The 21,180-nt window shown below is 40.4% G+C and carries 13 protein-coding genes, 25 tRNA genes, 2 rRNA genes, 1 riboswitch and 1 other annotated feature; of the genes, 34 read left to right on the top strand and 6 right to left on the bottom strand.

All coding sequences use genetic code 11. The annotated features are described in order from the left end of the window. Positions 1 to 13: 13 nt before the first annotated feature. The 30 genes from ID741_RS02685 (at position 14) to ID741_RS02540 (ending at position 9,103) form a co-directional block, all read left to right on the top strand. A 23S ribosomal RNA gene (locus tag ID741_RS02685) occupies positions 14 to 2,926 on the top strand. A gap of 82 nt (positions 2,927 to 3,008) precedes the next feature. Beyond that, a 5S ribosomal RNA gene (gene rrf, locus ID741_RS02680) occupies positions 3,009 to 3,124 on the top strand. Positions 3,125 to 3,140: 16 nt separating this feature from the next. Then, a tRNA-Val gene (locus tag ID741_RS02675) sits at positions 3,141 to 3,213 on the top strand. A 3-nt stretch (positions 3,214 to 3,216) separates the two neighbouring features. Next, positions 3,217 to 3,289 (top strand) — tRNA-Lys (locus ID741_RS02670). Positions 3,290 to 3,298: 9 nt separating this feature from the next. Beyond that, positions 3,299 to 3,380, top strand: a tRNA-Leu gene (locus ID741_RS02665). 11 nt (positions 3,381 to 3,391) lie between these two features. Beyond that, positions 3,392 to 3,464 (top strand) — tRNA-Thr (locus ID741_RS02660). 27 nt (positions 3,465 to 3,491) lie between these two features. Beyond that, positions 3,492 to 3,563 (top strand) — tRNA-Gly (locus ID741_RS02655). A 23-nt stretch (positions 3,564 to 3,586) separates the two neighbouring features. After that, positions 3,587 to 3,672 (top strand) — tRNA-Leu (locus ID741_RS02650). Positions 3,673 to 3,689: 17 nt separating this feature from the next. Then, positions 3,690 to 3,763: transfer RNA gene (locus ID741_RS02645), tRNA-Arg, on the top strand. A gap of 5 nt (positions 3,764 to 3,768) precedes the next feature. Then, positions 3,769 to 3,842: transfer RNA gene (locus tag ID741_RS02640), tRNA-Pro, on the top strand. 22 nt (positions 3,843 to 3,864) lie between these two features. Beyond that, positions 3,865 to 3,937, top strand: a tRNA-Ala gene (locus tag ID741_RS02635). 15 nt (positions 3,938 to 3,952) lie between these two features. Continuing rightward, positions 3,953 to 4,026, top strand: a tRNA-Met gene (locus ID741_RS02630). 15 nt (positions 4,027 to 4,041) lie between these two features. Then, positions 4,042 to 4,115 (top strand) — tRNA-Ile (locus tag ID741_RS02625). Between the two features lie 15 nt (positions 4,116 to 4,130). After that, positions 4,131 to 4,220, top strand: a tRNA-Ser gene (locus ID741_RS02620). Positions 4,221 to 4,233: 13 nt separating this feature from the next. Continuing rightward, positions 4,234 to 4,307 (top strand) — tRNA-Met (locus ID741_RS02615). Between the two features lie 16 nt (positions 4,308 to 4,323). Then, a tRNA-Asp gene (locus ID741_RS02610) sits at positions 4,324 to 4,396 on the top strand. An 8-nt stretch (positions 4,397 to 4,404) separates the two neighbouring features. Next, positions 4,405 to 4,477, top strand: a tRNA-Phe gene (locus ID741_RS02605). Positions 4,478 to 4,487: 10 nt separating this feature from the next. Beyond that, positions 4,488 to 4,558 (top strand) — tRNA-Gly (locus ID741_RS02600). Positions 4,559 to 4,576: 18 nt separating this feature from the next. Then, positions 4,577 to 4,650, top strand: a tRNA-Ile gene (locus tag ID741_RS02595). A gap of 13 nt (positions 4,651 to 4,663) precedes the next feature. Further along, a tRNA-Glu gene (locus ID741_RS02590) sits at positions 4,664 to 4,735 on the top strand. A gap of 20 nt (positions 4,736 to 4,755) precedes the next feature. Continuing rightward, positions 4,756 to 4,845, top strand: a tRNA-Ser gene (locus ID741_RS02585). Between the two features lie 13 nt (positions 4,846 to 4,858). Next, a tRNA-Met gene (locus ID741_RS02580) sits at positions 4,859 to 4,932 on the top strand. 20 nt (positions 4,933 to 4,952) lie between these two features. Then, positions 4,953 to 5,028 (top strand) — tRNA-Asp (locus tag ID741_RS02575). Between the two features lies 1 nt (position 5,029). After that, positions 5,030 to 5,100 (top strand) — tRNA-Gly (locus tag ID741_RS02570). Positions 5,101 to 5,118: 18 nt separating this feature from the next. Further along, positions 5,119 to 5,192, top strand: a tRNA-Ile gene (locus ID741_RS02565). Positions 5,193 to 5,218: 26 nt separating this feature from the next. Next, positions 5,219 to 5,306, top strand: a tRNA-Ser gene (locus ID741_RS02560). Positions 5,307 to 5,318: 12 nt separating this feature from the next. Continuing rightward, positions 5,319 to 5,390 (top strand) — tRNA-Glu (locus ID741_RS02555). A gap of 80 nt (positions 5,391 to 5,470) precedes the next feature. Then, positions 5,471 to 5,554: riboswitch (SMK box riboswitch) on the top strand. Continuing rightward, on the top strand, positions 5,552 to 6,739 hold the full coding sequence (gene metK / locus ID741_RS02550; RefSeq protein WP_218327580.1) for a methionine adenosyltransferase: 1,188 nt from the start codon (positions 5,552 to 5,554) through the stop codon (positions 6,737 to 6,739). It overlaps the preceding riboswitch by 3 nt. A 75-nt stretch (positions 6,740 to 6,814) precedes the next feature. Beyond that, positions 6,815 to 8,287: an MDR family MFS transporter gene (locus ID741_RS02545; RefSeq protein ID WP_438718962.1), complete on the top strand. Its 1,473-nt coding sequence runs from the start codon at positions 6,815 to 6,817 to the stop codon at positions 8,285 to 8,287. Between the two features lie 18 nt (positions 8,288 to 8,305). Then, the gene (locus ID741_RS02540; RefSeq protein ID WP_438718960.1) at positions 8,306 to 9,103 is read left to right on the top strand and encodes an alpha/beta hydrolase; all 798 of its coding nucleotides are present in this window, start codon (positions 8,306 to 8,308) and stop codon (positions 9,101 to 9,103) included. Between the two features lie 10 nt (positions 9,104 to 9,113). Here ID741_RS02540 and ID741_RS02535 read toward each other — a convergent pair whose 3' ends face one another. The 3 genes from ID741_RS02535 to ID741_RS02525 are packed head-to-tail and all read right to left on the bottom strand — an operon-like array spanning position 9,114 to position 11,279. After that, positions 9,114 to 9,671, bottom strand: coding sequence for a class I SAM-dependent methyltransferase (locus tag ID741_RS02535; RefSeq protein WP_438718959.1), 558 nt, complete (start codon positions 9,669 to 9,671; stop codon positions 9,114 to 9,116). Continuing rightward, positions 9,665 to 10,621, bottom strand: coding sequence for a TIGR01212 family radical SAM protein (locus tag ID741_RS02530; protein ID WP_218327576.1), 957 nt, complete (start codon positions 10,619 to 10,621; stop codon positions 9,665 to 9,667). The genes ID741_RS02535 and ID741_RS02530 overlap by 7 nt, the downstream gene beginning before the upstream one ends. Before the next feature lies 1 nt (position 10,622). Further along, entirely contained in the window at positions 10,623 to 11,279 is a 657-nt protein-coding gene (locus ID741_RS02525; RefSeq protein ID WP_218327575.1) for a phosphatase PAP2 family protein, read from the bottom strand. A 142-nt stretch (positions 11,280 to 11,421) separates the two neighbouring features. After that, positions 11,422 to 11,605 (top strand) — a binding site (T-box leader). A 43-nt stretch (positions 11,606 to 11,648) separates the two neighbouring features. Here ID741_RS02525 and leuS point away from each other — a divergent pair. Next, positions 11,649 to 14,063, top strand: a complete 2,415-nt coding sequence (leuS, locus tag ID741_RS02520; RefSeq protein WP_438718958.1) for a leucine--tRNA ligase — start codon at positions 11,649 to 11,651, stop codon at positions 14,061 to 14,063. A 50-nt stretch (positions 14,064 to 14,113) separates the two neighbouring features. On the opposite strand, the gene ID741_RS02515 is transcribed toward leuS, so the two are convergent. Together ID741_RS02515 and ID741_RS02510 are read right to left on the bottom strand one after the other, a co-directional pair. Continuing rightward, positions 14,114 to 14,815: a B3/B4 domain-containing protein gene (locus ID741_RS02515; RefSeq protein WP_438718957.1), complete on the bottom strand. Its 702-nt coding sequence runs from the start codon at positions 14,813 to 14,815 to the stop codon at positions 14,114 to 14,116. Positions 14,816 to 14,868: 53 nt separating this feature from the next. Continuing rightward, positions 14,869 to 16,377 carry a UDP-N-acetylmuramoyl-L-alanyl-D-glutamate--L-lysine ligase gene (locus tag ID741_RS02510; protein WP_438718956.1) on the bottom strand — a complete coding sequence of 503 codons (1,509 nt, stop codon included), beginning with the start codon at positions 16,375 to 16,377 and terminating at the stop codon, positions 14,869 to 14,871. Between the two features lie 114 nt (positions 16,378 to 16,491). Here ID741_RS02510 and ID741_RS02505 point away from each other — a divergent pair, with 114 nt between their 5' ends. Together ID741_RS02505 and ID741_RS02500 are read left to right on the top strand one after the other, a co-directional pair. Next, on the top strand, positions 16,492 to 18,069 hold the full coding sequence (locus ID741_RS02505; protein WP_438718955.1) for a hypothetical protein: 1,578 nt from the start codon (positions 16,492 to 16,494) through the stop codon (positions 18,067 to 18,069). Between the two features lie 506 nt (positions 18,070 to 18,575). Further along, complete coding sequence (locus tag ID741_RS02500) at positions 18,576 to 19,196, top strand: LysM peptidoglycan-binding domain-containing protein (protein ID WP_438718954.1); 621 nt, start codon at positions 18,576 to 18,578, stop codon at positions 19,194 to 19,196. A gap of 107 nt (positions 19,197 to 19,303) precedes the next feature. Here ID741_RS02500 and ID741_RS02495 read toward each other — a convergent pair whose 3' ends face one another. Further along, positions 19,304 to 20,083 (bottom strand): DeoR/GlpR family DNA-binding transcription regulator, encoded by a 780-nt coding sequence (locus tag ID741_RS02495; protein WP_438718953.1) that lies wholly within the window; start codon positions 20,081 to 20,083, stop codon positions 19,304 to 19,306. 181 nt (positions 20,084 to 20,264) lie between these two features. On the opposite strand from ID741_RS02495, the gene ID741_RS02490 reads away from it, so the two are divergent. Then, positions 20,265 to 21,134, top strand: coding sequence for a ketose-bisphosphate aldolase (locus tag ID741_RS02490; RefSeq protein WP_438718952.1), 870 nt, complete (start codon positions 20,265 to 20,267; stop codon positions 21,132 to 21,134). The last annotated feature ends 46 nt before the right edge of the window (positions 21,135 to 21,180 follow it).

Below are 21,180 nucleotides of genomic sequence, written 5' to 3'. Positions count from 1 at the left end.
GCAAGGTTGATAAGGTTAAGTGAATAAGGGCGCACGGTGGATGCCTTGGCACTAGGAGCCGATGAAGGACGGGACTAACACCGATATGCTTCGGGGAGCTGTAAGTAAGCTTTGATCCGGAGATTTCCGAATGGGGAAACCCAGCATCTTTAACAGGATGTTACTGTTCAGTGAATACATAGCTGAATGGAGGTAGACGCAGAGAACTGAAACATCTAAGTACCTGCAGGAAGAGAAAGAAAAATCGATTCCCTGAGTAGCGGCGAGCGAAACGGGAAAAGCCCAAACCAAGAGGCTTGCCTCTTGGGGTTGTAGGACTCCGATATGGTAGTTGATTGAAATAATCGAAGGACCTGGAAAGGTCTGCGAGACAGGGTAAAAGCCCCGTAGATGAAATTTGAATCACACCTAGGAGGATCCTGAGTACGGCGGAACACGAGGAATTCCGTCGGAATCCGGGAGGACCATCTCCCAAGGCTAAATACTCCCTAGTGACCGATAGTGAACCAGTACCGTGAGGGAAAGGTGAAAAGCACCCCGGAAGGGGAGTGAAATAGATCCTGAAACCGTGTGCCTACAACAAGTCAAAGCCCGTTAATGGGTGATGGCGTGCCTTTTGTAGAATGAACCGGCGAGTTACGATCCCATGCGAGGTTAAGTCGAAGAGACGGAGCCGTAGCGAAAGCGAGTCTGAATAGGGCGAATGAGTATGTGGTCGTAGACCCGAAACCATGTGATCTACCCATGTCCAGGTTGAAGGTGCGGTAAAACGCACTGGAGGACCGAACCCACGTACGTTGAAAAGTGCGGGGATGAGGTGTGGGTAGCGGAGAAATTCCAAACGAACTTGGAGATAGCTGGTTCTCTCCGAAATAGCTTTAGGGCTAGCCTCAGAGTAAGAATGATGGAGGTAGAGCACTGTTTGGACTAGGGGCCCATCTCGGGTTACCGAATTCAGATAAACTCCGAATGCCATACATTTATCTCTGGGAGTCAGACTGTGAGTGATAAGATCCATAGTCGAAAGGGAAACAGCCCAGACCACCAGCTAAGGTCCCAAAATATATGTTAAGTGGAAAAGGATGTGGGGTTGCACAGACAACTAGGATGTTGGCTTAGAAGCAGCCACCATTTAAAGAGTGCGTAATAGCTCACTAGTCGAGTGACCCTGCGCCGAAAATGTACCGGGGCTAAACATATTACCGAAGCTGTGGATTACACCTTAGGGTGTAATGGTAGGAGAGCGTTCTAAGGGCGTTGAAGGTAGACCGTGAGGACTGCTGGAGCGCTTAGAAGTGAGAATGCCGGTATGAGTAGCGAAAGACAGGTGAGAATCCTGTCCACCGTATGACTAAGGTTTCCTGGGGAAGGCTCGTCCGCCCAGGGTTAGTCGGGACCTAAGCCGAGGCCGAAAGGCGTAGGCGATGGATAACAGGTTGATATTCCTGTACTCGTTGTTTTTGTTTGAGCAATGGAGGGACGCAGTAGGCTAAGAAATCAGACGATTGGAAATGTCTGTCTAAGCAATGAGTCTTAAGATGAGTCAAATGCTTATCTTTCTAAGGACAAGTTGTGATGGGGAGGGAAATACAAGTACCGAAGTTTCTGATGTCACACTGCCAAGAAAAGCTTCTAGTGAGAAAACAATGACCCGTACCGTAAACCGACACAGGTAGTCGAGGAGAGTATCCTAAGGTGAGCGAGCGAACTCTCGTTAAGGAACTCGGCAAAATGACCCCGTAACTTCGGGAGAAGGGGTGCTGATCTAACGATCAGCCGCAGTGAATAGGCCCAAGCGACTGTTTATCAAAAACACAGGTCTCTGCAAAATCGAAAGATGAAGTATAGGGGCTGACGCCTGCCCGGTGCTGGAAGGTTAAGAGGAGTGCTTAGCGTAAGCGAAGGTACGAATTGAAGCCCCAGTAAACGGCGGCCGTAACTATAACGGTCCTAAGGTAGCGAAATTCCTTGTCGGGTAAGTTCCGACCCGCACGAAAGGCGTAACGATTTGGGCACTGTCTCAACGAGAGACTCGGTGAAATTTTAGTACCTGTGAAGATGCAGGTTACCCGCGACAGGACGGAAAGACCCCATGGAGCTTTACTGCAGTTTGATATTGAGTGTCTGTACCACATGTACAGGATAGGTAGGAGCCGTAGAAGTCGGGACGCTAGTTTCGACGGAGGCAATGGTGGGATACTACCCTTGTGTTATGGCCACTCTAACCCGCATCACTAATCGTGATGGGAGACAGTGTCAGATGGGCAGTTTGACTGGGGCGGTCGCCTCCTAAAGAGTAACGGAGGCGCCCAAAGGTTCCCTCAGAATGGTTGGAAATCATTCGCAGAGTGTAAAGGCACAAGGGAGCTTGACTGCGAGACCTACAAGTCGAGCAGGGACGAAAGTCGGGCTTAGTGATCCGGTGGTTCCGCATGGAAGGGCCATCGCTCAACGGATAAAAGCTACCCTGGGGATAACAGGCTTATCTCCCCCAAGAGTCCACATCGACGGGGAGGTTTGGCACCTCGATGTCGGCTCGTCGCATCCTGGGGCTGTAGTCGGTCCCAAGGGTTGGGCTGTTCGCCCATTAAAGCGGCACGCGAGCTGGGTTCAGAACGTCGTGAGACAGTTCGGTCCCTATCCGTCGCGGGCGTTGGAAATTTGAGAGGATCTGTCCTTAGTACGAGAGGACCGGGATGGACTTACCGCTGGTGTACCAGTTGTCTTGCCAAAGGCATCGCTGGGTAGCTATGTAGGGAAGGGATAAACGCTGAAAGCATCTAAGTGTGAAGCCCACCTCAAGATGAGATTTCCCATTTCTTAAAGAAAGTAAGATCCCTGAGAGAAGATCAGGTAGATAGGTCAGAAGTGGAAGTGCAGTGATGTACGGAGCGGACTGATACTAATCGATCGAGGACTTAACCAAAACAAAATGGACTTGGTAGTTTTAAAGTAAGGAATGTTTTTTGATCCAGTTTTGAGTGAGCGAAGTTTACTCAATTAAATAGTGTGGTGGCGATAGCAAGAAGGATACACCTGTTCCCATGTCGAACACAGAAGTTAAGCTTTTTAGCGCCGATCGTAGTGAGGGGTTGCCCCTTGTGAGAGTAGGACGTCGCCACGCGAATTTTTTGATTTATGGAGGTTTAGCTCAGCTGGGAGAGCATCTGCCTTACAAGCAGAGGGTCAGCGGTTCGAACCCGTTAACCTCCATATGAGCCGTTAGCTCAGTTGGTAGAGCATCTGACTTTTAATCAGAGGGTCACAGGTTCGAGCCCTGTACGGCTCATAAAGATATGCGGGTGTGGCGGAATTGGCAGACGCACTAGATTTAGGATCTAGCGCCTTCGGGCGTGGGGGTTCAAGTCCCTTCACCCGCATTAAATAAAACGCCGGCTTAGCTCAGTTGGTAGAGCATCTGATTTGTAATCAGAGGGTCGAGGGTTCAAGTCCTTTAGCCGGCACTTTTTTAAGAAAAGCAACGAAAGTTTGCGGAAATAGCTCAGTGGTAGAGCACCACCTTGCCAAGGTGGGGGTCGCGGGTTCGAACCCCGTTTTCCGCTTTCTCTGAAAAGACCAGGGACATGCCGGGGTGGCGGAACTGGCAGACGCACAGGACTTAAAATCCTGCGGTGAGTGATCACCGTACCGGTTCGATTCCGGTCCTCGGCATTAGTACGAATAATGATGCGCCCATAGCTCAACTGGATAGAGTGTTTGACTACGGATCAAAAGGTTAGGGGTTCGACTCCTCTTGGGCGCGTATTTCGGGAAGTAGCTCAGCTTGGTAGAGCACTTGGTTTGGGACCAAGGGGTCGCAGGTTCGAATCCTGTCTTCCCGATTAATAGAAATACCATTGTCATGGGGCCTTAGCTCAGCTGGGAGAGCGCCTGCTTTGCACGCAGGAGGTCAGCGGTTCGATCCCGCTAGGCTCCATTTTCATTTTATTTTCGCGGTGTAGCTCAGCTGGCTAGAGCGTCCGGTTCATACCCGGGAGGTCGGGGGTTCGATCCCCTCCGCCGCGATTGTTTTTCGAGCTTGGACCTTTAGCTCAGTTGGTTAGAGCAGACGGCTCATAACCGTCCGGTCGTAGGTTCGAGTCCTACAAGGTCCATCGTGACTTTCTTATGGAGGATTACCCAAGTCCGGCTGAAGGGAACGGTCTTGAAAACCGTCAGGCGGGTAAAACCGTGCAAGGGTTCGAATCCCTTATCCTCCTTTTTTAATATTATCGCGGGATGGAGCAGTCTGGTAGCTCGTCGGGCTCATAACCCGAAGGTCGTAGGTTCAAATCCTGCTCCCGCAATTAAACTAAATTATACGGTTCCGTGGTGTAGGGGTTAACATGCCTGCCTGTCACGCAGGAGATCGCGGGTTCAAATCCCGTCGGGACCGCTTTTTACGGCTCGGTAGCTCAGTTGGTAGAGCAATGGATTGAAGCTCCATGTGTCGGCAGTTCGATTCTGTCCCGCGCCATAATAGCTTTGCGGGTGTAGTTTAGTGGTAAAACCACAGCCTTCCAAGCTGTTGTCGCGAGTTCGATTCTCGTCACCCGCTTTTTTAGTTTTTTGATTGGGGCCTATAGCTCAGCTGGTTAGAGCGCACGCCTGATAAGCGTGAGGTCGATGGTTCGAGTCCATTTAGGCCCATCGATATTTTTATGGCCCGTTGGTCAAGCGGTTAAGACACCGCCCTTTCACGGCGGTAACACGGGTTCGAGTCCCGTACGGGTCATTTGTTTCATAGTTATACTTGGAGGATTACCCAAGTCCGGCTGAAGGGAACGGTCTTGAAAACCGTCAGGCGGGTAAAACCGTGCAAGGGTTCGAATCCCTTATCCTCCTTTTTTAATATTATCGCGGGATGGAGCAGTCTGGTAGCTCGTCGGGCTCATAACCCGAAGGTCGTAGGTTCAAATCCTGCTCCCGCAATTTAATAAAACTAGCCTTTTGGTTCCGTGGTGTAGGGGTTAACATGCCTGCCTGTCACGCAGGAGATCGCGGGTTCAAATCCCGTCGGGACCGCCATGCGGGTGTAGTTTAGTGGTAAAACCACAGCCTTCCAAGCTGTTGTCGCGAGTTCGATTCTCGTCACCCGCTTTGCTAGTTTTATTATATGGGCCTATAGCTCAGCTGGTTAGAGCGCACGCCTGATAAGCGTGAGGTCGATGGTTCGAGTCCATTTAGGCCCATTAAAAAATCATTTCTAATGATTTTTGGGGAAGTACTCAAGTGGCTGAAGAGGCGCCCCTGCTAAGGGTGTAGGTCGGGAAACTGGCGCGAGGGTTCAAATCCCTCCTTCTCCGTTTTAAAATTTAGGCCCGTTGGTCAAGCGGTTAAGACACCGCCCTTTCACGGCGGTAACACGGGTTCGAGTCCCGTACGGGTCATTTGTTCGAAAGACGTTTAAGCGTCTTTTTTTTGTGTAATCAAAAAAGCTTTGACTTGTTAGTGCTTTCTGTTACAATAGGTTCGTTGCAAGTTCCCGATAGGCTCTGAAAAAGTTTCAGAGGTGCCTTGTAACCGAAAAAAATTAGGGGGAATGATTATTATGAAAGAACGTCGTTTATTTACTTCTGAATCTGTTTCAGAAGGACATCCAGATAAGGTTGCTGATCAAATCAGTGATGCAATTTTGGATGCTATTTTAGCAAAAGATCCGGAAGCCAGAGTTGCCTGCGAGACATCAGTGACAACTGGGCTTGTTTTAGTTTTTGGAGAAATTTCTACAACAGCTTATGTAGATATCCAAAAAGTTGTCAGAGAAACGATCAAACGAATTGGTTATACTGGTTCGAAATTTGGTTTTGATGGCGACAATGTTGCAGTCTTAGTTGCAATCGATGAACAGTCACCGGATATTGCTCAAGGGGTTGATGATGCCCTAGAGACTCGGGATAAAGATGAAGATTTAGATGACATCGGTGCTGGAGACCAAGGTTTAATGTTTGGTTTTGCAGTGGATGAAACACCTGAATTAATGCCTTTACCTATTTCATTAAGTCATCATTTAGTGAAACGATTGGCAGATTTGAGAAAATCGGGTGAGGTTTCTTATTATGGACCGGATGCGAAATCTCAAGTAACTGTTGAATACGATGAAAATGGAAAACCTAGTCGTGTCGATGCAATTGTTATTAGCACACAGCATAATGATGCGGTTGATAATGAAACAATTCGGCGTGATGTGATTGAAAAAGTGATTAATTATGTAATTCCAGCTGAATTGTTAGATGAAAAAACCAAATACTTTATTAATCCAACTGGCCGTTTTGTGATTGGTGGTCCTCAAGGGGATGCTGGCCTGACTGGACGTAAGATTATCGTTGATACTTATGGCGGTTATTCTCGTCATGGCGGTGGTGCTTTTTCTGGAAAAGATGCTACGAAAGTAGACCGCTCAGCTTCATATGCAGCTCGTTATATTGCAAAAAATATTGTTGCTGCTGGTCTAGCTGATAAGGTTGAAGTACAATTGGCCTATGCGATTGGTGTGGCACAGCCTGTTTCTATTGCAGTGAATACTTTTGAAACGGGTAAAGTTTCTGAAGAAAAACTGACGGAAGCGATTCGGGAGAATTTTGATTTGCGTCCGGCGGGCATCATTGAAATGCTTGATCTGCAACGTCCTATTTATAGTCAAACAGCGGCTTATGGACATTTTGGTCGGACAGATATCGATTTGCCATGGGAAAAATTGGATAAAGTCGACGGATTGAAAAAAAGTTTAAATTTATAAGATTATCTAAGGGGAGTTTTCTGTTAAGATATTAACGGAGACTCTCTTTTTTTGTGGGATTTTTAGGAGGATAAAATGAAACGAGAAACAAATGTAAAAATGGTGACGATTGGGATTTTTATTGTAACTTTTTTATCGGCCATTGAAGGGACAATTGTTACGACAGCAATGCCAACGATTGTGGGAAGTTTGCACGGAATTGAAATTATGAATTGGGTGTTTACTATTTATTTGTTGACCAGTGCGACTGTTACGCCGATTTATGGGAAATTGGCAGATAAGATTGGACGTAAGTCAATTATGATTTTTGGAATTAGTTTATTTGTATTGGGCTCTGCTTTGTCGGGACTGTCTAATACGATGGAAACCTTGATTTTAGCACGTGGATTACAGGGATTTGGTGCTGGAGCGATTATGCCGGTTTCTTTGACTATGATTGCTGATATGTATGATTTTAAACAGCGGACTAAGGTTTTAGGCTTAAATAGTGCAGCTTGGGGTATTTCTAGTGTTGTGGGACCTTTGGCTGGCGGCTTGATTGTTGATACAATCGGTTGGCATTGGATTTTCTTTATCAATGTACCGATTGGAATTGTTGTGATTTTTATGATGCAGTATTATTTTGTGGAAAAACCGCGTCAGCAAACTAAGCAAAAAATGGATGTCTTAGGTAGTCTTTTTTTAATGTTGACTTTAGTGAGTTTATTGTTGGGTTTTCAATTTTTAGGTGACGATGGATTGTCTTTAAGAGTCGGTTTATTATTTATTTTGACACTGACTTTTGGTTTGATTTTTCGTAAGGTAGAAAAAACTGCCGACGATCCGGTGATTAATTTAGTTTTATTTAAAAATCGAAATTTTCTAGTGGTTAATGCAGTAGCAGCTTTAATGAGTGGTTTTATTATGAGTTTGGATGTCTATATTCCTATGTGGATGCAAGGAGTTGCTGGTAGAAGTGCGGCGATTGGCGGTTTGGTATTGGCACCTTTATCCTTAGTTTGGATGATTGGTTCTTTTCTATCAGGACGATTGTTAGCAAAATACTCGCCCCGCAAAGTTTTAACGATTGGTTTGACGATTATCTTGGCTGGTGCAATCATGATGGTAATGTTTCCGCAAAATACACCTTTCTTTTTATTTTTTGTAGTTTCATCAATCTTTGGCTTAGGCTTTGGTTTGTCCATGACAACAACAACGGTGGAAGCGCAAAGTAGTGTGCCAGCAAAGGATGTTGGGGTGGCTACATCTTTTAATACTTTATCACGGACGATTGGACAGACAGTTATGATTTCAATCTTCGGTATTTTAATGAATTGGGATATTGCTCGACGATTGCCTCAAATTGGGGAACAATTGGATCCAGACATTATGAACAAATTAATCAATCCTCATACAGCGATGCAAATTGCCACTGATTTACGGGAAATTTTAAGGGGAATATTATTTGAAAGTTTACATTTTATTTATATTGGCGGGTTTGTCTTGATTATTATGGCTTTAGCTTTGACTTTATTGATGGGCAAATCACTGAAAAGTGATAAACTATAATAAATTGGAGGTTGTTAGATGGCTTTATTAGAAATTGGTGCCTATTCAAATGTTTTAGAAATGGAAGTCTCTTTTAATGTGTTGTTACCACAAGCCACTAAAAAAACGGCTGGTACAGCAACCCGCGGTGTGACAGAGGATATTCCAGTGCTTTATTTATTACACGGGATGGGTCAAAATCACAGTATTTGGCTAAGAAAAAGTTCGATTGAGCGTTATGCTAGTCATCATGAAATTGCTGTGGTGATGCCCTCAACGGATTTAGGTTTTTACACGGATACCACTTACGATATGAAATATTGGCAGTATATCTCAGAGGAATTACCGAAAATCGTTCATGAATTTTTTCCACAGATTACCTATAAACGAGAAAAGACTTTTGCAGCTGGACTTTCAATGGGTGGTTATGGCGCAGTTAAATTAGGTCTATTGAAACCAGATAATTTTGCTGCTGTGGCTTCTTTATCAGGAGCAGTCTATTTTAATGATATCGAGAACTTTTTAGCAGTTCGAGATGCTGCTTATTGGGAAGGTGTTTTAGGGCCATTTGATCAGTTTATGACTTCGAAAAATAATCCTAGTCAAATGTTGAAGGATTTTATTGCCAGTGGGAAAATGAGTCCACGCTTTTTCTTAGCTTGTGGTACCGAAGATGGTTTGCATCCAGCTAGTCAATATATGGCTCATAAAATGAGGCAGGCGGAGATGCCAGTGACTTTTGAAGATGGTCCTGGTCAACATGATTGGGTCTTTTGGGATCAATGGATTCAGCGAGTATTGGTTTGGATGCTAGAAGAAAAGCCTGGAGAAAATTAATTCTCGAGGCTTATTTTTTTTCCACACAAACTAAAATCGGTGGATTGTTTTTTTGGTTGATGAATTGATAAGTCAAGACACTGAAATCTTCTTGTGGCAGTTGGCTACAAAAATTTAGTACAGCATTTTTTTCTTGTTCTCCACCGGGGTGGCCGTAATAAATCACTAGAATCATTCGACCTGTGGGTAAAAGGCGATTTAAAACGACTTTCATCGCAGGAATAGTTGTGTCTTCTTGAGTAATAATGGATTTATCACTTTTTGGTAGATAGCCTAAATTGAAAATCGCTGCTTTGATTTTTTCCACAGGGGATAACTTTTGATTGATTTCTTCGTGTCCGGCTAAAAATAAGCTGGCTTGGGGATAAGCTGTGCCTAACCTGTCGGCAGTATTTTCGACAGCTTGTTTTTGTACATCGAAAGCATAAACTTTGCCAGTTTTATCCACAAGTTTGGCGAGAAAAAGAGTATCATTGCCATTACCCATAGTAGCATCAATCACCGTATCACCTTTTTCCACAATGTCGGTTAATAACTGGTGGCTGAAATGCAAAGCTGTTTTTAACATGAGAAAGCACCTCGAACGGCAAATTTTCCTTGAAAAGAATCGCGACGTGTCATTTCATCATCAATCGCATTAAGAACTTCCCATTTTTTCAGACTCCACATGGGACCGACTAATGCATCCCAAGGGGCATCTCCAGTCAAACGATGAATAATAATTTCTGGCGGAATCATTTCTAATTGGTCACAGATGACCGAAACGTAATCTCTTTTACTCATCAGTTGGAGACGACCTTCTGAATAATCTCGCAACATCCGCGTTTTTTTCATTAAATGCAATAAATGCAATTTGATGCCTTGAATGTCTGAGTCTAAAATTGTCCGGCGGACATTTTCCCGCATCATTTCTAAATTTTCGCCTGGCAATCCGTTAATTAAGTGGGTACAGACATTAATATTATGCTTACGTAGACGTTCGACAGCATCAATGTACGTGGGATAATCATGGGCACGATTGATTAAGTTGCTAGATTCCTCATAAGTTGTTTGTAATCCTAATTCCACCCATAGATAAAGTCTTTGATTTAATTCAGCTAAATATTCAACGACTTCAGGCGGCAAACAATCGGGACGAGTACCGACAGATAAACCAACAACACCCGGCAGATTCACTACCTGTTCAAAGCGTTCACGGATAACTTCTACTGGTGCATGAGTATTGGTGAAATTTTGGAAATAAACAATATATTGATCGACTTTAGGCCATTTTAAATGCATCATGTCGATTTCTTTACTAAATTGTGCTGGTAGCGGATCAGTCGGGGCGACCATCATGTCACCAGAACCAGAAACGCTACAAAATGTACAACCGCCATGGGCAACAGTGCCATCTCGATTTGGGCAATCAAAGCCTCCGTCAATCGGCACTTTAAAAATCTTTCCACCGAATTCTTGCCGTAACGCATAATTCCAAGAATGGTATCGTTTATTTGGATCATCACTATATTCAAACATTTTATTTTCTTCCAATCTGTTTCATATCATAAATCAGTTTTTTTTCACGATAATAAGGAAAGCTAAATAATAGCCAGCTAATCCCTAGTAAAAAGCCGCCAAGCACATCGCTAGGATAATGCACGCCAACGTAAATTCGACTGACACCAATTCCCAAAATTAACAGTCCTAAAACAATTTGCGCTACTAATCGTAAAGAAGTATTTTTGAAAAATAGTGGCATGACAAAAATCAAGGTGCCAAATAAAATCATACTGGTTACCGCATGTCCGCTGGGGAAACTATAGCTGTGTTCTTCAACCAGATGGGGTAAAATAGTTGGACGTGGACGTTTGAAAAATTGTTTGATAACAGGATTTAAGATGCCGCAGATTCCAACAATATTTATTCCAAACCATAAGGCTGTTAACTTTTGTCGATTGAACCAAAATAGTCCAAGAAAGACTATAGTTAAAATCACTACTGATACTGGATTGCCAAATTTAGTTAGCCAGATAAAAAAGCTGTCGGCACCTGGGGATAAACTGTGGACAACTGAAATAATGCCACGATCAAAACCTGTCAAGGTATCTGGATAAAAACGTAGGATATAACACAAAGCCACAAAAAACAGTAAAGTAAAACTGCCGGCTAATTGATAGTACATTTTATTTTTCATAGGAACTCCTTAAAATACATCGTTTCATGATGTTTTCTTACTAAACGAGACTATTATAGCAGAAAAATGGATTTTTCTTAGGTTTTATCGATGGAATTAAATTGAATTTACTATTTGAATCTGCTAAGATTAAATTAATTTCATATAAGTGTTGACAAGGAGTAGTAGAAGGCCAACTTTTCAGAGAGTGTACGGGGCTGTGAGTGCACAGGTTTGAAATTCGAACTTACCTTAGAGCTGATTTTTCCGGGGAGACCCGTTATCGTCATTTAAGGTCTGCATTGGCAGATAAAAATAGGTGGTACCACGTTAATAACGTCCTATAGAAGTTGCTTCTATGGGGCTTTTTTTATTATAAGGAGGAACATGATGAGTTACAATCACAAAACTATTGAACGCAAGTGGCAAAAGTATTGGGCTAAACATAATACTTTTAACACAAAAGATGAAGTTGGCAGTCCAAAATTTTATGCCTTAGATATGTTTCCCTATCCATCAGGACAAGGTTTACACGTCGGACATCCAGAAGGATATACGGCAACGGATGTTGTTTCTCGCTTAAAAAGAGCACAAGGCTTTAATGTTTTACATCCGATGGGCTGGGATGCTTTTGGTTTACCGGCAGAACAATATGCCTTAGATACTGGCAATGATCCCGCAGAATTTACTAAGAAAAATATTGAAACGTTTAAACGCCAAATTAATTCACTAGGTTTTAGTTATGACTGGAATCGTGAAATTAACACGACTGATCCTGATTATTACAAATGGACCCAATGGATTTTTGAAAAAATGTATGAACATGACTTGGCTTATGAAGCAGAAGTCGCAGTTAACTGGGTACCAGAATTAGGAACAGTTATTTCAAATGAAGAAGTCATTGATGGTAAGAGTGAACGAGGGAACTATGATGTTGTCCGTAAACCAATGCGTCAATGGATGTTAAAAATTACAGCTTATGCTGACCGTTTATTAGATGATTTAGATTTGGTAGATTGGCCAGAAAGCATTAAAGAAATGCAACGGAACTGGATTGGCCGTTCTGTAGGAGCCAATGTAGCTTTTAATATTAAAGACACGAAAGAAGAATTTACCGTATTTACGACTCGTCCAGATACTTTATTTGGGGCAACTTATGCTGTTCTAGCACCTGAATTAGATTTGGTACAACGTATTACTAGTCCTGGCCAAAAAGCAGCTGTAGATGCTTATATTGCCGAAGCAGCTAAAAAATCTGATTTGAACCGGACGGATTTAGCTAAAGAAAAAACTGGTGTCTTCACTGGTGCGTACGCAATCAATCCTGTTAATGGAAAAGAAATGCCAATTTGGATTGGGGATTATGTTTTAGCTTCTTATGGAACTGGTGCGATTATGGCGGTACCAGCCCATGATGAACGAGATTATGAATTTGCTAAAACCTTTGATTTGCCAATCGTTCCCGTTTTAGCTGGCGGCGATGTTGAAAAAGAAGCTTATACTGGTGACGGTGAGCATATTAATTCTGACTTTTTAGATGGTTTAAACAAGCAAGATGCGATTGATAAAATTGTTCCTTGGCTAGAAGAAAAAGGTGTCGGTAAAAAAGAAATTAGCTATCGCTTAAGAGATTGGCTATTTTCTCGTCAACGTTATTGGGGTGAGCCAATTCCAATTATTCATTGGGAAGATGGCACGACTACAGTAGTTCCGGAAGAAGAATTGCCATTGGAATTACCTATTGCTGAAAATATCCAACCAAGTGGCACTGGTGAATCACCTTTGGCCAACATTTCTGACTGGGTGAATGTGGTTGATCCTGAAACTGGAAAAAAAGGTCGTCGTGAAACCAATACGATGCCACAATGGGCCGGTAGTTCTTGGTACTACCTAAGATTTATTGATCCTCATAATAAAGAAATGATCGCTGATCCAGAAAAACTAAAACGCTGGATGCCAGTTGATTTGTACATTGGTGGAGCGGAGCATGCAGTCTTACATTTATTGTATGCGCGATTCTGGCATAAATTCTTATATGATATCGGTGTGGTTCAAACAAAAGAACCATTTGAAAAATTATACAACCAAGGAATGATCCTTGGAGAAAATAATGAAAAAATGTCTAAATCTCGGGGTAACGTAGTCAATCCTGATGATGTGGTCGACAAATATGGTGCCGATACTTTAAGAATGTATGAAATGTTTATGGGACCTTTGGATGCTTCGATCGCTTGGAGTGAAAATGGTTTAGAAGGCAGTCGTAAATTCTTAGACCGTGTATGGCGTTTATTAGTCGATGAAGAAGGCAAAATGCGGGATCATATTACGAACTTTAATGATGGTAGCTTAACCAAAGTCTATAATCAAACAGTTAAAAAAGTCACAGAAGATTATGAGCAATTGCATTTTAATACAGCAATCTCACAATTGATGGTCTTTGTAAATGATGCTTATAAAGCGGAAGCATTGACTTATGAATATGTGGAAGGCTTTGTACAATTATTAGCACCGATTGCACCACATATCGCAGAAGAATTATGGGAAATATTAGGTCATGAAGGTGGCATTTCTTATGTGCCATTCCCTACTTATGATGAAAGTGCGCTAGTCGAAGATGAAGTGGAAGTCATTTTACAAGTTAATGGCAAACTACGCAGTAAAATCCAAGTAGCTTTAGATACCAACAAAGAAGAATTGGAAAAAATTGCGATGGCCGATGAAGCAATTCAACGTAATATTTATGGTAAAACGATCCGCAAAGTGATTGTAGTACCGAATAAATTAGTAAATATTGTCGCAAATTAATCAAAAAACCGTTCAAAAGTAGCTTAAGGGCTTACCTTTGAACGGTTTTTTTAAAAGTCAAAACGAGGTTTTTTTTGATCGACAAAACCAAATTGTGCTTCACAATCAAAGTATTGTTGCAGATAAGTGACTAAATCATTCGCAGATGCCAGTGCTTTTTCATCATTGATTCCTGCAAAAGCATCAATCGGGTACAAAATATCGGTTGTTTGTTCCGTAATTTTTCCTACTTCACTTTGCCGCCAAGTCCATCGACGGGTTCTGATCTGATGATCTGCGACATATAATAATTCCTCTTCATCAGGCACTTCAAATTCAGTTCCGCCAAAAGGAATAAAAGTATCTTCTGGCTGAGAAAAACGCACTTCTAAGCCTTCATTGATAGTCGCTAAATCATGGGCACCAATAGGTAAAAAATGTTTGATAGAAACGGCATTACCTAAATCAACGGCAGGGTTGATAACAGGTAGTCCTTTTTGTTTGGCGATTCGCGTTAACAAGGCTTCGATTGAGCATTTGAATTTATTAGGATTGATGCCTAATGTTCGGAAAGCCTCACGATAAGGAACAATCTCAGGTGATTCTTTTAGATTTTTATCAGCAAAATACGCTTCGCCAAGCTGAATATTTTTTGCGAGTAGCTGTTGAATATCTGCTTGCGGCTTTGCATTGTCTATGCCCCGAGCAATGACCACAGCGAAAACAGCGTTGGGTAATTGTTGAAAAACTTTTGGATCAACGGAAAAATACATAATGTGTCCTCCTCCTTGATATAAAAGCAACAGTTAAAAAAATCACGATGTTTTTATTGTTCTCTTAGAATTCTTTCAACGATCTGGTAGTCGCCTTCATAAGGCTGCTTGTTACCAGCAATAGTCAAAAAGATTTCAGTTCCTTTACCAGCAATAATGACGGCATCGTCAACTTCAGCAGCTTTAACTGCTTGAACAATTGCTTGACTACGATCAAATTCATAATTAATAGTTAAATCACGGCGATATAACGTTTGATTAATCCCTCGAAGAATCTGATTAGCAATCGCCTTAGGATCTTCATGATCGGGGTCGTCAGTCGTTAAATAAACCACATCGGCTAGTTCACCGATGGCTTTTCCGATATCTTCCCGGCGAGATTCGGCTTTCCCACCAGCAGAACCGGTAACCACAATTACTTTACCGCCATGGTCTTTTTTAGCAAAAGCTAAGATTGCTTGCATGCTTAAATAATTATGAGCATAATCAATATAAATATGGGCGCCATTTGGTTTAAGTAGTAAATTCATTCGCCCAGGAACCAATGCTTTTTTCAAACCAGATTGAATTGCTGTTTGGTTGGCACCGACTAAGCTTGCTGTAATGGCAGCCGCAGCACCGTTGTTTTTATTGAAATCACCAGCATGTTTGATTTCATAAGTACCATCAAGTTTTAATTGATCAGCAGAACTAGTTAATTTAAAATGTAAAGAATCTGTCGGTGTTACTTGATAGTCGGCATCTTGACCACCATAGGTAATCAAAGGAATATTATTTTGTTTCGCCATTTCAGCAATCAAATTAAAATGATCCATCTCACGATAAACAATGACTTGTTTTGAATGATTTACCAATTGTCGTTTACAATAGAAGTAATCTTCAAAAGTAGGATGCTCAATCGGACCAATATGATCAGGTGAAATATTTAAAAAGACGCCCAAATCAAAGGTTAATCCATAAACTCGATCGACTTTGTAGGCTTGAGAAGAGACTTCCATAATCAGATGGGTCATGCCATTTTTTACGGCTTCATCCATCATCCGATATAAATCAAGTGATTCTGGTGTGGTTAAAGCTGATTTGAAATACGTTTCACCATCTAAAGTAGTATTCATCGTAGAAAGTAAAGCAGTCTTCTGCCCGGTACTTTCAGCTAAGATTTCTTTCGTAAAATAAGCGACGGTGGTCTTTCCTTTTGTACCAGTAATGCCAATCAAAGTTAATTTTTCTTGGGGATAGTCATAAAATGCCATGCTTAAAACAGCCAAAGCTTTACGAATATCTGTTACGATAATAGCTAAAGGGGCAGCGACTTCGTAATCTTTTTCTGCAATATAAATTTGCAAACCATGGGTTAAAGCATCTTCTAGATAGCTTTTTTTAAAATGATTGCCTTTGCAAAAAAATAAAGTTTCCACATCGACATCTTTAGAATTGTAAGAAAGATGGCGGAAAATATGTTGCATCGGCGCTTCAAGTGTCCAAGTATCAGGGGTAATAAATTCACGTAATAAATTTTCTTTTGCCAATAGGTTTTGGACTTCTGTTAAAGTTAGTCCCATTTTGAAACCTCCATCATTTTTATTCTCAGACATTATAGCATATCCCAAAAAGACCCGTGTAAAATTGACCAGCTTAAGCTAAAATAAAAACAATGAAAAGAAAGAAGGGGAAAGATGTTAAACAATGATTCATCAAAAATCAAGATTATTCAAAATTTCACCTTAACAAGTACCCAAACTGTCTTTTCCAATTTATTTTACTTAATCGGGTTGTTTTTTTGGTATTACTGGCTAGGTGAGCGAAACCAAGTTAGTTTCAGTTTGTGGCAAGTGGTTTTAAACTGGGGACTGTTTTTCATGTTTTTAGCAAGTATTCCGGTAATTGGAATGGTTTATCGTAATTTATCTCGTTATGCTTATTTGAATCGACGTAAAATTCTATATTGGTATTTACAAATTGCTATTTTATCGGGTGTCCTATTAGCAGCTGCTTTATGGTTATTGGCGCCCGTCTTGGTTCATATTTCTGGCGGGTTAGCAAATACGATTTCCGTCTTAAGAGTGATGGCTTTTAGTGTCTTGATTTATCCTAGCTTACAAGTTTTACGCAGCTATTTTCAAACGAAGGAACCAGCTTTTTATTTTTCCTTTACGACACAAGCAGTGATTACCACGATCTATTTATTAATTAGCGGCTTTACCATTAAGTTGATTTGGCAAGAAAATAATCACGCTGCTTTAGTCCAAGCGGCTTTTGCACAATTTGCTGGCTTATTAGCCGCCTGCTTTATTTTTATTTTTCTACTATTAAGAGAACGTCATCAGGTGGAAATATTGGAACCTAAAGTACATCTGGAAAAAAAGGAAGTTTTATCCTTTGATTTTAAAAAAGTCATTCCTTATGCCGTGACACTGGTAGCACTATTAAGTTATCGGTTAGTTGATCAAGTGACTTTTATGAATCAAATGAGAAGCTTTACTAATTATAGTCAAGAACAACTACTACATTTGCAAGGTTTGTTTACTAGTCAGCCACTGCATTTGCTCAATTTCTTACCCGCATTGGCACAATTAATAGTGGTGGCTAATTTATCCCTTTTAACCAATTGGCGACCTCGTGGTGAAGCAATTAGCGTGAATTTTCAGCTGGGATTTTATTTTTTATTGCTGCCTAGTTTGCTCGCACTGCTATTAGGTGGGCCATTGTACCAATTGTTTTATCAAAAAGAGACTTTAGCCAGTCAAGTATTTATTTTAGCTGTGATTGTTCAGTTAGTATTTAGCTTTTTTGTATTAGTTAGTGGTGCTCTACAGGCAACCGGTGGCGAAGTACAAGTGATTGTTTTTTGGCTAATTGGTTTAATTGTAAAATTAATTCTTCAATTACCAGCCATTAATTTACTAGAAGTTTTCGGACCATTGTCTGCTTCATTAGTAGGTTGTTTAGTTAGTGTACTTTTAATGAGCGCTTATTTAATTCAATCAAATCCGGCTAATTACAAGATGCTAGGGCGACGAATCCTATTGATTCTTGTTTTGACGTTGTTTAGTTTTGGTTTGGCGACAGGCTGTGCTCATTTTTTGTTGAAACGCTTAAACTTTAATGAACCCTGGCAAGCAGTAATAAATATTGTTGTAGTTATTGCGGTGGCCGCCTTCAGTTATTTTTTTATATCTTTGAAAATTCGCTTGCTGGATCAACTGTTTGGACCAGAAGTACGACAGTGGCGTAAAAAATTCCATATTAAGTAAGTAGCGGCGAATATTACAGCCGCTTTTTTTTGGGTGCAAATAAGTAAATTTGATTAATTTGTAATATTTAAACAGTGGGTATTAGCCTAAATTTAGTTTTCTTTAGGTAAAGTAAAGGTTATAAGTAGGTCTTTTTTTATAAATATCATCAAAAAGCTAAAATTCTTCAATAATTATTTTCAGTATGAAAAAAACTATAAGTCGCGTTTTATAAATTTTTCTCTCGTTTTTTTACAGAAATATTGCACCGATACATTCTCGTAATCTAAGCAGAAAATGAAAATCCTGAAAAATCCGCTTTCTCCTTTATTTTACAAGCATTTTAGGAAAAATCCGCAAAAATCAATTGTGACAGAAAGAAGATTGAAATAGTTTTTTGTTACATTGTTACATCAGACTGTAACCAAATGTCATTGTATTTTTACCCACGAAATACAAAAAGCTGTTAAAGTTACTAACGTAGTCGATAAGACAGAATTTACTCAAACAACGGAGGATATATATTCATGAATTTAGGAAAAACACTTTTATTTGGTTCAGTATTGGCAGCAGGTGCTGGTTTAGCAGTTTCAACAGAAGCACAAGCCGCTGAAAACTATACAGTACAATCAGGCGATACATTATCAAAAATTTCTCAAAAAATTGCTGGTGATAACAGCTTAGTTAACACTATTGCAGAAGCAAACAGCATTACTGATGTAAACATGATTTATGCTGGTCAAACTTTAACTATTAACTCAGGCAATACTGAAGCAACACCAGCAACTGATACTGCAGCAGCGACTGAAGCAACTCCAGCGCCAGTAGTAGAAGAAGCAACTCCAGAAGCAACACCAGCTCCAGCAGTAGAAGAAGCAGCTCCAGCAGTTGCTGAAACAGCAGCACCAGCTGCCACTGTATCTGGTTCGGATGCAGCAGCAAAAGAATGGATTGCACAAAAAGAATCAGGCGGTTCATATACTGCAACTAACGGTCAATACATTGGACGTTACCAATTAACTAACTCATACTTAAATGGTGACTATTCTGCAGCAAACCAAGAAGCAGTAGCTGACCAATATGTAACTTCTCGTTACGGTTCATGGACAGGCGCACAAGCTTTCTGGCAAGCAAACGGCTGGTATTAAGATAAAGATAATAAATATAGCTCTCGACAAAAATGTCGAGAGCTTTTTTTTATTATATAAAACCAGAGGCTATTGTCAGTCCATGTTAAATATCAAATTAGTAACAGTTAACCAATTAGCAAATTGATTTCTTTGCGGTACTCATTCGCAAGATTGTTCTCGAGTTGATCATCGGTGACTAAATAATCAACTTCAGCCAGCGTGCAAAAGGTTGAGGTTGAGTCTTTATCAAATTTTGTACTATCTACTAATGCAATTGAAATGCGAGACTTATCAACATTTGCTTTCTTATTTTTAACCTCCATAATATTAAATTCAGAAAAACCACTTTTGATAGAAAGACCTGATGCAGAAAAAAAATACTTATCAATATTAAACATGGTATAAATGGGGCTATTGAATTCATCATAAATAGTATTCGAGCTAGGGTGCAGCAAACCACCAATGACTAAGACAGTTAATTTGGGATTTTGTTTTAAAACTGTGCCGGTAGACAAGCCATTTGTTATGATAGTAACTTTTTTATTTGATTCAGCCAACAGTGAGGCCAATTCAAAACATGTGGAACTAGAATCCATTAATAAGGTGTCTCCGTTCTCGATCAATAGTAAAGCCCGTTTTGCGATGGTTTTTTTTAGTGAAATGTTTTCAAAAGATCGTTCACTATAACCTGTAATAACTTCTGATAAAGAATTTTCTTCTTTCGATTTGTAAATGACTCCCCCATGAATACGATCTAAGTCATCATATTTTTTTACTAACTTGTCTAAATCATTTCTAATTGTTGGACTAGTTACGTTCATTTCCTTTACTAAGTCCGACACATAAACTATTCCATTCGTTATGATTTTTTCTCTGATTAGCGATTCACGTTCGGTAGCTAACATGAGTTATCAACTCCTTCATCGTTATTATAAATCATTTCAAAAGAAAACAAAAGAAAAACAAAAGAAAAAAATAGAAATTAATCATTGACATTTTTTGTGTTCAGTTGTATATTATGGGTGTAAAAAGAAATAAAAAGAAAATTAAAGAATGAAAAAACAAAAAAAAGAAAGAGGTACTGTCATGTTAATTACGGGAAAACAAATGTTAGATGTTGCAAAAGAAAATCATTTTGCAGTTCCAGCTTTTAATGCAGGAAGTGGTCAATTGCTAACGGCGGTGATGGAAGCTTGTGAAGAAGCAAAATCTCCTTTTATGATGGCAATTCATCCGTTAGAATTAGAGTTTCTCAGAGACAGCTTTGTTAGTCAGGTAATCTACGAAGCAAATCACAGTAAAGTACCAGTAGCAATTCATTTAGATCATGGTGCATCTTTTGAACAAGTCATTCATGCTATTCAATTAGGTTTTACCTCCGTTATGATTGATGGTTCTCATTTACCTTTTGAAGAAAATATTGCAATGACTCAAAAAGTCGTTGAAGCTGCTCATGCAGTTGGGGTTTCAGTAGAGGCAGAATTAGGAACAATCGGTGATACGGGAAACACGGTTGAGGGTGGCGTAAGTGAAATTATTTACACCGATCCGACAAAAGCCAAAGAATTTGTTGAACGGACTGAGATTGATTCTTTAGCAATTGCGATTGGTACTGCTCACGGAATCTACCCAAAAAATGTAGAACCTAAGTTACGCTTAGATATTTTGGCAGAAATTGCTAAAATTGTTGATATTCCGTTGGTTCTTCATGGAGGATCAAGCAATCCAGATAAAGAAATAAGCCAAGCTGTTGATTTAGGTATCGCTAAAATTAACATTTCTTCTGATATTAAAATTTCTTTTGCCGATAAATTAAGAGAAGTTTTGGATAGTGGAAATGCAGAAATTCGTGAACCTAATGTGGTGTTCCCCGACTGTAATTTAGCTGCTAAAGAAACTGCTTTACACAAGATTAATTTATTCAAGTCAGACAATAAGTTAGATTTATATTACTAATTAAGCTTGTTCTTTCTACGTCAAGCGCTGTTTACCACTTGACGTA

This window comes from Enterococcus sp. AZ103 (assembly GCF_051714685.1).
Lineage (GTDB): Bacteria > Bacillota > Bacilli > Lactobacillales > Enterococcaceae > Enterococcus_A > Enterococcus_A alishanensis.
The sequence above is the reverse complement of the archived record's forward strand: the minus strand, read 5'-3'. Positions and strand labels throughout refer to the sequence as shown.

Bases quoted from the DNA above. Each gene is read 5' to 3' on its own strand.
- ID741_RS02515 (WP_438718957.1), bottom strand. From the start codon at position 14,815: ATGTATTTTTCCGTTGATCCAAAAGTTTTTCAACAATTACCCAACGCT.
- ID741_RS02505 (WP_438718955.1), top strand. From the start codon at position 16,492: ATGTTAAACAATGATTCATCAAAAATCAAGATTATTCAAAATTTCACC.
- ID741_RS02530 (WP_218327576.1), bottom strand. From the start codon at position 10,621: ATGTTTGAATATAGTGATGATCCAAATAAACGATACCATTCTTGGAAT.
- ID741_RS02490 (WP_438718952.1), top strand. From the start codon at position 20,265: ATGTTAATTACGGGAAAACAAATGTTAGATGTTGCAAAAGAAAATCAT.
- ID741_RS02525 (WP_218327575.1), bottom strand. From the start codon at position 11,279: ATGAAAAATAAAATGTACTATCAATTAGCCGGCAGTTTTACTTTACTG.
- leuS (WP_438718958.1), top strand. From the start codon at position 11,649: ATGAGTTACAATCACAAAACTATTGAACGCAAGTGGCAAAAGTATTGG.
- metK (WP_218327580.1), top strand. From the start codon at position 5,552: ATGAAAGAACGTCGTTTATTTACTTCTGAATCTGTTTCAGAAGGACAT.
- ID741_RS02495 (WP_438718953.1), bottom strand. From the start codon at position 20,083: ATGTTAGCTACCGAACGTGAATCGCTAATCAGAGAAAAAATCATAACG.
- ID741_RS02500 (WP_438718954.1), top strand. From the start codon at position 18,576: ATGAATTTAGGAAAAACACTTTTATTTGGTTCAGTATTGGCAGCAGGT.
- ID741_RS02510 (WP_438718956.1), bottom strand. From the start codon at position 16,377: ATGGGACTAACTTTAACAGAAGTCCAAAACCTATTGGCAAAAGAAAAT.
- ID741_RS02545 (WP_438718962.1), top strand. From the start codon at position 6,815: ATGAAACGAGAAACAAATGTAAAAATGGTGACGATTGGGATTTTTATT.
- ID741_RS02540 (WP_438718960.1), top strand. From the start codon at position 8,306: ATGGCTTTATTAGAAATTGGTGCCTATTCAAATGTTTTAGAAATGGAA.
- ID741_RS02535 (WP_438718959.1), bottom strand. From the start codon at position 9,671: ATGTTAAAAACAGCTTTGCATTTCAGCCACCAGTTATTAACCGACATT.